Origin of the sequence: Providencia sp. PROV252 (assembly GCF_033676005.1) — a bacterium.
In the GTDB taxonomy this organism is placed as follows: domain Bacteria; phylum Pseudomonadota; class Gammaproteobacteria; order Enterobacterales; family Enterobacteriaceae; genus Providencia; species Providencia vermicola.
In genome coordinates, this window is the sequence record NZ_CP096294.1 from 3,218,411 (window position 1) to 3,231,193 (window position 12,783).

The 12,783-nt window shown below is 38.3% G+C and carries 11 protein-coding genes; all 11 read right to left on the reverse strand.

Annotation, left to right across the window (positions count from 1 at the left end):
• Window position 1: 1 nt before the first annotated feature.
• Window positions 2-1,180 (reverse strand): efflux RND transporter periplasmic adaptor subunit, encoded by a 1,179-nt coding sequence (locus tag M1F05_RS14815; protein WP_371007054.1) that lies wholly within the window; start codon window positions 1,178-1,180, stop codon window positions 2-4.
• A gap of 2 nt (window positions 1,181-1,182) precedes the next feature.
• Window positions 1,183-3,378: a peptidase domain-containing ABC transporter gene (locus M1F05_RS14820; protein WP_206082831.1), complete on the reverse strand. Its 2,196-nt coding sequence runs from the start codon at window positions 3,376-3,378 to the stop codon at window positions 1,183-1,185.
• A gap of 5 nt (window positions 3,379-3,383) precedes the next feature.
• Window positions 3,384-4,340 carry an ABC transporter gene (locus tag M1F05_RS14825; protein ID WP_206082832.1) on the reverse strand — a complete coding sequence of 319 codons (957 nt, stop codon included), beginning with the start codon at window positions 4,338-4,340 and terminating at the stop codon, window positions 3,384-3,386.
• Window positions 4,337-5,023, reverse strand: coding sequence for a DsbA family protein (locus M1F05_RS14830; RefSeq protein ID WP_206082833.1), 687 nt, complete (start codon window positions 5,021-5,023; stop codon window positions 4,337-4,339). The genes M1F05_RS14825 and M1F05_RS14830 overlap by 4 nt, the downstream gene beginning before the upstream one ends.
• Window positions 5,024-5,101: 78 nt before the next feature.
• A complete protein-coding gene (locus M1F05_RS14835; RefSeq protein ID WP_206082834.1) occupies window positions 5,102-5,302 on the reverse strand; it encodes a DUF4762 family protein in 201 nt (66 codons plus the stop codon).
• Between the two features lie 115 nt (window positions 5,303-5,417).
• Window positions 5,418-7,115 (reverse strand): O-antigen ligase family protein, encoded by a 1,698-nt coding sequence (locus tag M1F05_RS14840; RefSeq protein WP_206082835.1) that lies wholly within the window; start codon window positions 7,113-7,115, stop codon window positions 5,418-5,420.
• A gap of 17 nt (window positions 7,116-7,132) precedes the next feature.
• Entirely contained in the window at window positions 7,133-7,696 is a 564-nt protein-coding gene (locus M1F05_RS14845; protein ID WP_241016785.1) for a fimbrial protein, read from the reverse strand.
• A gap of 8 nt (window positions 7,697-7,704) precedes the next feature.
• On the reverse strand, window positions 7,705-8,826 hold the full coding sequence (locus M1F05_RS14850; RefSeq protein WP_206082837.1) for a fimbrial protein: 1,122 nt from the start codon (window positions 8,824-8,826) through the stop codon (window positions 7,705-7,707).
• A gap of 2 nt (window positions 8,827-8,828) precedes the next feature.
• A complete protein-coding gene (locus tag M1F05_RS14855) occupies window positions 8,829-9,443 on the reverse strand; it encodes a fimbrial protein (RefSeq protein ID WP_206082838.1) in 615 nt (204 codons plus the stop codon).
• A 10-nt stretch (window positions 9,444-9,453) separates the two neighbouring features.
• Window positions 9,454-10,161 (reverse strand): molecular chaperone, encoded by a 708-nt coding sequence (locus tag M1F05_RS14860; RefSeq protein WP_404462930.1) that lies wholly within the window; start codon window positions 10,159-10,161, stop codon window positions 9,454-9,456.
• 87 nt (window positions 10,162-10,248) lie between these two features.
• A complete protein-coding gene (locus tag M1F05_RS14865; RefSeq protein ID WP_206082840.1) occupies window positions 10,249-12,717 on the reverse strand; it encodes a fimbria/pilus outer membrane usher protein in 2,469 nt (822 codons plus the stop codon).
• Window positions 12,718-12,783: the final 66 nt, after the last annotated feature.

Genomic DNA, 12,783 nt, shown 5'->3' on the forward strand with positions numbered 1-12,783 from the left:
ATTAACTCGCTATTTTCTCTTGTTGAACAACAACTTGCTCACCTTCAGCGATACCCTCCAGAATCTCAACAAAATGGCGATCATTTATACCTACTTTGACGGTTCGAGCTTCTGTTATTTCATTTTTGATAACAATGACTTCATATTGGTTAAGACCCAGAGAACGACCTAACGCACTCACGGGTAAACGCAGCGCATTTTTAGCTTGGGCAACACGAATAAAAACCTGTGCGGTCATCGACGTTTTTAATGCGCGGTCGGTGTTATCAACCTCAAATGTTCCATTATAATAAATCGCGCTATTTTGCTGACCAGCTGAATTATTATTCCGCTCATCAAGGGCTTCGGGCGGAATAGGTTGCACGTACCCCATGGTGCTTTCGTATTGTTTCTCAGGATTTGCAATTACATAGAATGTCAGTGGCTGACCAGGTTGAATTTTTTGAATATCCGCTTCTGAAATGCGGGTTTGTACTTGCATCTTATCTAAATTAGCCAGCACCAAGATCGTAGGTGCCGTTTGTGAGGAAACGATGGTTTGCCCCTCATTTGCAACAATACCCAGTACTTCTCCATTAATTGGAGCCACAATGCGGGTAAAGTTCAAGTTAGCCTGAGCCGTTTGCACATCCATTTCTGATTGTGTGATTAACGCTTCATTAACGCTAACTTGCTGTAATTGTGCTTCATATTGCGCTTGCGCTTGCTCATATTCACTGCGAATGCCAGAACCGTCGCGCTGCATGATTATCTGGCGCTGATAAGCTTTAATGTATTGAATTAACGTTGCTTCTGCTGCGCGCTTTTGCGCTTGTGCGCTCAATAGGCGTGCAGTCGCATTTTTAAGCTCAGATTGCTGAATTGTTGGGTCTATTTCGGCTAATAACTGCCCTTTTCTGACTCTATCACCTTGCTTTACAAATAATTCTCTAATTTGCCCATTAACCTGAGCCCCCACATTCACTTGAATAGACGGTTTTAGTGTGCCAGTCACCATGACCACTTTTTCAATATCCCCCCGATCAACCGAAAGAATGACTCTACTTTGTGCGGGTTCTGTCGGTGCTTGCCAAGCAAGGCTCGTCAACACAATGACAAGTAACAATGCAATAAGACCAATCCAAACACGAGCTCGCATAAATAAGTGTAAAAATGTCGGCTTAATGCGGGGAGAAGTCATAATCAAAGCTCTCCTATGCTAGCAAGCAAAGACGTTGTAGGCTGAGGTGCGTCCTCACGATTACCACCATCATTTCTGATTGATACTTTTTTATGTAATTCACCCGCAGTAATTCGATAAATTGAATCAAATCGTGTCGTGATTTCCTCACTATGTGTCACAACAATGAGGGTTTTCCCTGTTTTTAGGCAATGTTCCTGAATTGTTTCTATAACGATTTTTGCCGTTTCTTCATCTAAGTTTGCGGTAGGTTCATCCAGTAAAAGAATTGGGCGAGAACTATAAAGTGAACGAGCTAGCAACAAACGTTGGCGTTGCCCAAGAGAAAGTGCAGAATGGCTTTCCCTAATCAACGCATTTAAACTGCCTGGTAACTGGCTTACCACTGTGCCTAACGCCAGTTTATTGAGTAAGTTTTCGACCATTTTTCGGTCTTTTTCGCGGAAGTTAGGGTCAAACAACGTGATGTTATCTAACACAGTTGCATTGAATAAAATATCCTCTTGGCTTTGTAAACAAACAAGTTGCGTAAGCTGTTGTACACTTACAACCTCTTCATTTGACAAACATTTTCCTTTCTGAGCACTAAATAGCCCTGCAATAATTCTCAACAAGGTACTTTTACCCGCCCCAGACTCACCCACAATGGCGACTTGAGCACCTGATGGCAAATCTAGCGAGATATCATTTAATATTGGCTTCGATGGGTCATAGCTAAAATGAATGTTTTCGAAGGTAAGGTTCGGGGCTACTCTACCTGCTGGTGATATTGTTTGAGGTGAGACCGTGCTTTCCTCACTTTTTTGAGGAAATAAAGAGTGAGCGCGTGTATCAATAATATGCAGCTGAGATTTGTGGATAATCGCATAAAAAATTCGAGTAACATAGGTAGTGAAAATTTGACGTAAAAAGCTATAAGCAAAAAAATCACCTAAGGAAATCAGGTCATTAGCAACCATCGGCAGCACAACCAACATAAAAATAACCATTTCGAGGCTACCTGTTAGCTGGTAAATACCATCTTTAATTTGTTGGTACACATTTCGACGCTGCATGCAGGTAAACAATTCACGGCTTAGCCACGCAAATTGCGCCTTACGTTGCTCTTCGATACCTGCTGTTTTTATGGTCAAAATACCCTGTAAGGTTTCCATAAAAAAGTCATTAAGCTCAGCAGCTTTAAGCTGTAATTGCTGGGTGTACCAACGATCGCGAATAATTGCCCATACACTAATGAGCCCCATCACGGTCACCCCTGCCGCTGAAATAACGGCAAGAACAGGAGCAATCCAAAACATCACACCCAATGCAATGGCGCAAATAATCCAATCAGTTCTAAGCCCATTATCAAGCTCAATTTTCTCAGTTAATGCGCCCTGCCAAGCAACAAAACGACTGAAAATATCCCCTGGTGCACGTTTTTCAAAAAATCGCAAAGGGTTACTCATTAACCGCGAAAAACCCACCCCACTGTTAATTAACACAAAGTGTTTAACAAACCGTTCGCTTATCATACGAACACCAAGCGCAAGTAGCGTGGCAACAACAAACGCGACAATAAACCAACCATAAGGAAACACTGCATTTTTAGCATCTGAAAATGCTTGGTTGATTGCATTACTCACCATTGCAGGCATTAAAAACAATGTTAGCGAAACGAGGAAAACAAAGGTCATTAACCAATAAATACCTCGCACCTTAGCGGTTTCTTTCAAACTCATCGCATGAGGTACTTTCTGTGTGGAGGCCTTGTTTGTAGCCTGTTCAGAGGAAAGTGATTCGACTTTTTTCAATGCCGTATCTGGCTCTAAAATCAGCGCATAACCGCTAATTTCAGCTTTTAGTGCAGAAAAAGGCAACCATTGCTGCCCTATCGCAGGGTTCATTACACAAACATTATTTCCCTTACGATAAGCAAGTAAGACAAAATGATTTGCGCCATAATGCAAAATCGCAGGAAGCGGCAGGCTACTTAATTCGTCATGCTCAAATAAGACAGGCGTAGTTGAAATGCCATAATTTACTAAAATTGAGGAAAGATCGATCAATGAAGTTCCATGATCAGAAGCTGGATGAACTTCCCTCAATGCATTAAGGGAAAGCGAAAGGCCTTGAGTTTGGGCCAACATCGCAATGCATGCCAAACCACATTCATTCGTTTCTTCTTGAGCGACAAAATTTGGAATAGTATTTTTCATTATTATTAGTGACTAATAAAATAAAGTGAATGGCTATGCCATAAAAGCCAGTCATTGGGATATTCGCGAATTGAATTTTCGATAATAACGGGCATTTGAGCTGCAACATCCTTTGCAGCAATAGGTGGATATATCTTGATTTTTAAGCCATTTTGATAATACAGATGATAAAAAACGACCTGCGCTGAAATCGCATTAGATAAACGTACAACCCCATTATGTAATTTCGCTGCTCGACCAAATAACTGACACGATAATTTACTCGACATCCCTTCTTCAGTTTGAATGGTGTAATCTGGCGTGATATCTGGAAATACAATCATATTTTTTTGGCCCGTCGCAGTTTCTGTCATTAAAGTCATTAATTGAGTCGCTAATGACTTATTGTCTTGATGAATTGAACAATACGACAAATTCACTTGGCCTAATTCACGGGCAGAGGCATTGTATTTTTGTTGCTCCGCACTGGATGAAACCACTACCGTAGCGTTGCCTGGAGTAACTCCAGAGCCGACTATCGTAGCCAGCACATCAGAAACCATATGTAATGGCGCCAAAACAATCGGTTTTTTTTGCTGATGCAAAGGTGCAACAACACTATCAAGGGCAAGAATACAGGCTTGTAATTGCGCCATAATTTGGCGGTTTTGCCCCCATGTAGCCGCTTCTTCCAAAATAAAGCGCTGTACTGCGGCCCATCTCGCATCGACGTTGCCATTCGTCTCCACTAAACTGCGATAATTTTGCGTTGCAACTTTGTTTTGATTACGGTATTTACGACCGAATACCCCAATTCGGCAACCCAGTTTAGCGATTAGCAGAACTGGGACAATATAACCTCGACGCAAAAGAAAGCGAAAAGAAGAGATTCCATAGTGGCTGAGATTTTCATATCCTTTTTTAAACGGTATTAAGCAGCTTTTTACACTGAACACCGTCCAAACAATTAAAAACCGGATCACTGTGACGCCTTATTGCTTTTTTCCAATAATTCCAACATATAAGCTGAAAATTCAGGGAAATCACGATCCTGATAAACTACATATCGTTTATTAATAATAAATGCAGGGGTGCCTGTGATTTGGTAATACTGGGTAATATCAGCCATATATTTAATACGTTCTTTAACTGCGCTGGTTTGGCTAATTTCATGATATTTTACTGAGTCAATGTCATGCTGCTTTAACCATACATCTAAAATATCTTTCTTGGTTAAGTCCAGTTTTTCGTTGATAACTGAGTTATAAAGTGCCTGACGTAATTCGGCTTCTACCCCCATTTCTTCAAGGGTTGCAAAAATAGGCGCGTATGCAGCAAGCCCTACGCTATTATCCATTGCTAAATGAATGGCTTTAAACGTAACACCCTCTGGAAGCTCCTTTTCAAATTTGGCCATATTGTCATTGCTTAACGCACAATAATGACAACCATAAGAAAATATTTCTATGATGCTATTATCTTCCTTTATTGGGCTTGATAAAACTTGTGCAGTATTAAACTCGACAAAAGAAGAATCATCTAAGTTACTATTTGAAAAAGTATTAAAGATGAAAATATGGTAGAACAAAACCGTCATGAGTGAAGAAATCACAGCAACGAATATTGTGTAAATTGTGATAGTTATTGGTTTAAAATGCATATTCATAACAGCCGTTCCAATTTAAAGTAAAATATACATGGGGGTCCATCCCCATGTATTAATTAAAGGTAGTTAAATTAAATCTTATGGTTTAACAGCACCTGAACAGTTTGCAGCGTCAACATTTTTAGCTTTGTATGTTTTATTTCCATGCTTGTCAGTACAAGTTGTAATTAATTTACAAGATGAAACACCACCAACAATGATACTTTCATAAGAATCAGTACAAACTTGTTTAGTTCCACCAACTACAGCAGCAGCTTCGATAGCATTTAATGTTTTCATGTTATTTCCTTTTAAGATAAATATTAATTAATAAAACACATATCTGTTGATGATTTTTCACCAACAAATTCTTTAGAATTTTTTATTTTTAGAAAAGAAGAACAATAATAACCAACTAAAAATTCAATTGATTTAACCTTTCATTTTCGCCAAACAAATAACTCGCCTTATATCTAACGTCTCTTGCTTTATCCTTTTCACCTAGCTCATTTAAAACCAGAATCCAAGAAATATAAACATTAATGTCAGGAGATGAATTTGATGCGTCCATGGCCCAATCATTAAATAAATTAAGGTACTTAATATCCTGCGTTTCGTTATAGCGCAATAAATACCCCATATTCAAATCAAACTGATAACGGTCATACATCAATAAATAGTTCCAATTATGGTAAAGAGGCTTTTCTATTGATAACAACATTTGCTGTCCCGTTTTTTCTATATAGGTTAAATATTGTTGTGCTTGTAATGTCATGTATAACAGAATGACTGACAAGGCTGAGCCAAATATAATAATTCCTTTTGAAAAGTAGTTCACCATCTTATTTAGTTTATATTTTTTATTTGGTGAATCAGCACAGCGTAATAACAATATTAAAACTATCCCATGAGGTATCGATAACCACAAAGGAAATTCTGTCATCATATGGAATATGATAGGCAAAGCCGCTACCCAATAAATGTAATTTTCATTTTTATTTTTAAATGTAGATAGCAATAAAGCTACACCACCGATAATAATTAAAACTGTCGCAATAAGCCCAACAAAACCACCTTCGACCATCCAACGTAATATTTCATTATGTGGATGTGACATTATTCTTTCATTAGTCTCTAGTAAACCACCACCAAATCGCTCTGAAAATACTGACTCAAAACTTCCTACGCCCCATCCCAATAATGGTTTTTCGCTGAAAAGATATAAACTATGCTGCCATAAAACCCATCGAATTCGTGATGTATTTAATTTACTTTCAGTCGCATCTATAATATTAAGACCATTCTTAATTCCATAGCCAATTATTAAACCAAGAATAACAACCAGAAATAAAAATAAAATTTTCTTACGATGATACTTTGCAATTAAATAAAAAACAATAAAAATTAAAATTAAATTTAAATAACCTGTTAATGATTGAGACAAAGGTACTGTTGCACTCATTAAAAGCAAAGCAGTAGCAATAAAGCCAACTAAATACCATTTAGCATTCTTTATTTTGATCAACAAACTTACTGCACTTGCTATTCCTACGCAAATGAAACTAGAAAAAACATTAACCTGTTGAAATACACCATATGGCCTATCTCCATTTAATGGCGGATAAGGTAGACCTATTAATGGCAATAGATTAAAAACTTGAAGCATCGCCAATATACTTTCTATAATAGCAGCAACAAGTATTCCATAAAGTATAATTTCACGGACTACATTTGAAATATTAAATTGAACTAAAACCTGATAACATATCAATATCCCTAATAACCAATAAGCTGTTAAGTAAGCATTGTAACGATAGTTCTCAGGCGAAAAAAAACATAGTACCATTAAGATAATTAAGCCTAATGAAATAAAATTACTTGCTAATGAATAAGTTATACTTATCTTTTTTATTTGAAAAAAAATCGCCACCACTAAAAATAAAGCCAGAAAAAAGGCACTAACGATATTTAATGGTAGTGAAAATCCTGCCCCACCTAAATTAGGTAGATAGATGTGAAATATAATTCCAAAGCACACAATCACACTACCGATAACAACCCAATTACTCTGACTATATAAATATAAATTATTTGATTTTTTTATTACACTCATCGTATTTATTTTACTTATCACTGATAATTTAATGTGTAATATGCAGTGCTATAAAATAGCCCATATGTAATAGTCTGATTAGTTCGAGCTTCTGGTTCAGCTTCAACATAAGCTTTAAATTGAAGCTCAGTATTATTATCCGCCAGATTTTGCGCCAATGATGGAACATTTAACTCTATCGGTGTTTCATTTAAATTTAATAGCCCAATCCCGATTCCATTCGCTTCGCTTTTGTCATTAATCGCTAAATGATCAGGGAGATTAGTGTTTTCTATTCCATTAAATGTTACTGTTACCGCGTTAAATACAGACGTATTACAGTTTATTAAATGAATCGAAAATAATAAAGGTTTCGATTTTCCTGTTGAATAAAGCTCTTTTACTGAAACCTCTTTAAAGTCTACTGGCACCTTTTCACTACCTGGTGCAATTTGGCAAGGTGTAACCATCACATTACCCCTAAAAGAATAACTCCCCATATTAGTATGAGTAATATCTGCAACGGCCTGATTTGAACCAAATAAAAAAAGGCAACATACCGATAAATAAATTGTGTTTAATATTTGATTATTATTTTGCATTGTTAACCTCATTGGAATTCAGCGAGGATCGTGCCTGTCGCTGTAAATTCACCATCGTCCACTGTGCTACCTGGAGCTGCAATTGGTGCCGCAGTTAAATTCCAAGTACCTTGGTTATTAAAAAAATTAGGTACAGTATAAGCTTGGTTAGGTTTAACTAATGCTCCCGTCAAATTCTCTTTAATAACAATGCCAAGGTTTGTTCGCTTCACGCCATTTTTTAATGTTCCGTAATAATCCGCATTAAAATCGGCTTGACCTGAAGCACCTGGGAGTAAAGATAACTTGATGTTCAGATCCCCCGTCGTAAAGCTTCCACCTCTACATTTCACTGGGATATTAAAAGGTTCTGCATAATTAATTCCATTTAATTGTTCACTTGTATTTGCAACATCTTTAAAGTCAATATTAATTGGATTTCCATCATTTATCGTACATTCATCAGCAACTGTAATAATTCCCGCAGCCAGTACAACACGTGTTGATGGAATTGGTGCATAAGACGTTAATCCATTAGTCGCGGTTCCTTTTTTAGCAAATACTTGAACTAATTCTGCTTGGTTTATGGTAATTCCATTAATAATCGGTTTTTTTAACCTAAACGTTACTGTTCCGCTAGAGCCTGTTCGAAGCGTTACTGCATAAGGACGGCTATTTGTACTCGTCGGCCTACACTCCATTGGATCAGACCCCCCATTCCACAAGTTCGATGCCGGAACAGCCACTTTCCTAGGCTGCGTCCCGCCAAGCTGGATTTCAACTTTCACATCGAAATACTCATTTAAGGTCAAATAACCCGGATTTTGCATTGATTGGGGTATTGTTGACATAAAATCAAAGGTCATTCCAGAATCGGGATTGTTGTTACCTGGCCCACCGGGCTGCATATAAGTTTGACAATAAATATCAAAATAAGGCCAGTCTGTAACATCAAAATTAAATACCGTCTCTGCGTCTTTTTCATTTATCAAAAGCTGGTTATTCATTCTTGCTTCGAATGTATAGGTCCCTCCATCGGGTATTACAGCCCCATGTGGATACCCAAAGACTGACTGAGGTAACAATGCCACTACCGCCAAACTAGTCGCGATCGCTATATCTTTTAATATTTTATTGTTGGATATAGACATTGTTATAAATACTCCAGTTTTAACCTAACTAATCCGCTAAAATTACCTGCTGAAACAACTTGGCTTGTTGCTTCTAAAGATGCGTTTAAGGTAATGTTATTATCCCCTGGCTTAAGCACCCATGAGCCTTTAGGTTGGTTAAGCATTAAATTCTCATGGTCTTGGCTGAAAATACGCAATCCCGCACCTTTAACACCACCACTAACTCTCACTAAATCTGAATTATAGAAATCAGAATCCCCCGCAATACTCAACGAAACCGCGCTTTCACCTGTTAGGTAATAACGCTTACCATTTTGCGTTGCTTCTCCCGCCGAATTTACAAAGGATCTAGATGCACCACGCTGGCAATCTTTAAGCCTCACGCTAAAAGTCACTGGTGTACTTCTATCGCCAATACGATGAAATGACCGCGCACTTACCTCACCTAAATCAACATATTGTTCCTGAGTATTTAATTCAAGAACGCAAGGCGATGCATACACACTCCCTTGAAAATGCACAGTACTGTGTACATCCAATAAGGTTTGACGCGAGGTTTTATCATCAGCCATTTCCGCAACCGCAGAAAAACTGCCGACCCCTAGTAACACAAACCCTAAGCATTTAATTTTCATTCGAATACTCCTAGCGTGGCTGTTGCTCCGGTGGTAGTGCTTTACAGATATTTCCATTACAGCTGTATTTTAGTTCTGGATGGCCGCCGTAATCGTTCACATACATCATGGTAAAGCTTTCACCTGCTCCATTAACCTTAATATCTAGATGAGATTTAGGCGCTACCATTACCCCTGGAAAATCCGTTAATTTTTTCCCACCCTCTGTAATCAACTTATTATTTAAACTAATAATAGTGACAAAATAAGGTGTCGGGTTTTCAGCTCGCCAGTTATTTCCTTGCTTATAAAATGTCACTTGGTCTTGCCAAATTGCACTTTTTGACGTGGGAATAATTGCCGTTGGTCGATAAAATAATTTGATGCGCGATTGCATCGCTAATTGTAAAACATTTGGTTTATCTGGCTTTGGTGGCACTTCCCTAACATTTAAATAAAATAAACTTTCGCGATCTTGAGGAAGTTTATCTATTTCCGCTGTTTTTGAGACTCGAGCAACACCTTTTTGTCCGCCATTAATTCTCTGTAATGGGGGTAATACAACTAATGGAGATGTAATTTTTTTCCCATTTGCATCTTCAACCCAAGATTGCGCTAAAAAGGGAATACTTGAACTGGTGTTTGATAAATTAGCACTCGAAGAAGTTTCCGCACCGGTAATAATCAACCGAGTTCTATCTAATGATATTCCTGCATATGATTGGCTTACTCCAGCCATAATTACCAGTAAACCACCCACCCATTTTTTTATACAAATCGCCATTTTTTATACCTTATTTAAAAACTTGTTCTGATTGTCATTTCATTATTGGCAAGGCAGTAAAACTGACATACCAGGATTAATTTTTTCAGGTAATTGAATTTTGCATTGCGCTTTCCCACCCCAAGAGACCGTTAATGTTTCTTTAGGATTTACAGCCATCAAATACGCCAATCCATCTTCCATCAACATTGCAACATTAATACCGTCAGCGTTGGTCACATCCGCCCCAAACGGAGGAACTGTATTATTAAAGCGAATTGTGGCAATCAGTTTTTCACCTTGGGCAACAGCAAATCGCTGGTAACCAATCGCCCCTTCCGTCAGTGTTGACGTTGCGATCGCTTTGTTGGTATCAACATCACTATTTAGCTTATCGACATCAATACGGGTATCGAAGCTGTAATAACTCACGATATCTGGTACCACTGAAATACCCGCCCAGTTTGTTCGTGTTTTTTCATGGTTAAATGGCACACCACTAATCCCATTGGTATCGACCATAATCCTAGCTGTATCAGTTGTTGCGCTACTATTATGTAGTGCGGCACCATAGGCTGTTGCGGTAAAGCCGCCGCGCAATGTCCCATTGATGGATGCAGTTTGTCTTTCTTGATAGCTGACGTTGGTATTTACATCAGCAAGTTGAGTGCGCTTTTGATAATAACCGTCAAATTGCACACGATCATCACCACTACGCCCAGCTCTTACTCGCCATAAGTTATTGAAATCTCTATTATCGCTATACGACAACATATGACTTGTTTTACTTCCGCTATTTTGTAAGTCATATCCCGCCCAACGGCTATCACCAACAGGCACAGAGACAGAAAGGGAGACACTATCGTCACGTCTTCCTCGATAATCTGAACGATAAGCGGCAATATTCGTAGAAACCCCATCGATGCCCATTAATCGGAATGTTCGACCAACAGACAAGCCATACCTATCTTGAGATGTTTGATCCCAAAAAGTTTGATGCGTGTAAGTTAAAAATAGTGTTGTTCGCCAATCAGGCTCATCTGCCCAAAACGTTTTATTCGCGGTGATGGTGTACATCTCTTTCTGGCGACCTATACCTAAATAACGGTTTTCACGTTCATCTAAATATTGTGATAGTGTGCGGAACTTATCTTGTGAGAAGCGATATCCCGCAAATGTGATCGTACTGTTTATTTCATCAAAAGATTTTGAATAACTCAGACGAAAAGAAGACCCCGTTTCTGTATTTTCACCAGGAATTCGGCTAACTGATTGTGTCACATCCGCAGACAAAGCTCCGAATACAGATAAGTCACGGCCTAACCCTGCTGAAAGTGCGGTATAATCCCGGCCAGCAAATAAGATCCCTCCAATTAACGACCAGTTATTACTCAGCCCCCAAGAGAAATCTCCTGTCGCAAACATTGGCCCTTCTGGCTTATGGTTAAAGCGAGAAGGCTTACCCATTGAGACGTTATAACGAACATAACCAGGTCGAGTTAAATAAGGGATATTGGCGGTATCAATCTGAAAAGTGGATACATCACCGTCATCACCTTCAACTCTAACATCCAAAGTTCCTCGAATTGAGCTTTGCAAATCTTGAATACTAAATGGCCCCGCAGGTACTGTCGTTTCATAAACAACACGCCCTGCTTGGCTCACTATCACCTTTGAATTACTTTTAGCAATGCCATTAATTTGCGGCGCATATCCCCTTAAATTTGGTGGTAACATACGCTCATCGCTGGCTAAGTTAAGTCCTGTATATCGAATAGTATCGAAAATTTGCGAATTTAAATAAATTTCACCCAGAGTTAATTTAGCCGCAATATGAATTAAAGGGCGGTATGCATAAAACTGATTCCAATCGAATTTTCTGTCACCACGCTCATTGTAATTTGCTTGGTAATCAGCTCTAAAACGCCATGCACCTAAATTCACTCCAGCTTGGCCATAAGCAGATAAAGAATGTCTACTTGTATGCCTGACTAAAGAACGTGAAATCGAACCATTTAGGTTATAATCGAACAATAAACCTGAAACACCTGTATCCCAACGCTCAGGCGGTACCCAGCTTGGGTCTGAATACTTCATCCAAGCTTGCGGCATTGTGATATCAAGCTTACCTTCGAAGTTATTAATTTTGACACCTGATATGGGTAAAATATTCGAGCATCCTGGTGAGATCGCCTGAATTTTCTTTAATGCATCTTCTTTAAGTGCCAGCATATCAATTTGTTCAGGCGTAAAACAAACGAGCGTTTTTTCACTATCCTGAGGGTCAATGACATAAGTAACTTTTTGCTGCGATAATGATTGCCCATTAATATAAACATCTAATAGATAAGTACCAGGAAATACAAAGTTGTCTTTTGAAAAGCGAGTTAAGTCAATATTATTACGATCCCCGACATCTAATACATCTGTATTAAATTCAACAATATCGTTAGCTAACATATTAGGTGAGTAACAAAGCATTGCAATATATATTGCAAATATTTTTTTTATATTCCCACTGAAAATAATCATTTTAATTCACTCTGAATTCACTAGCTATTCTAAAAGACCAATCCGATTCTTAATAAAATCGCAAAT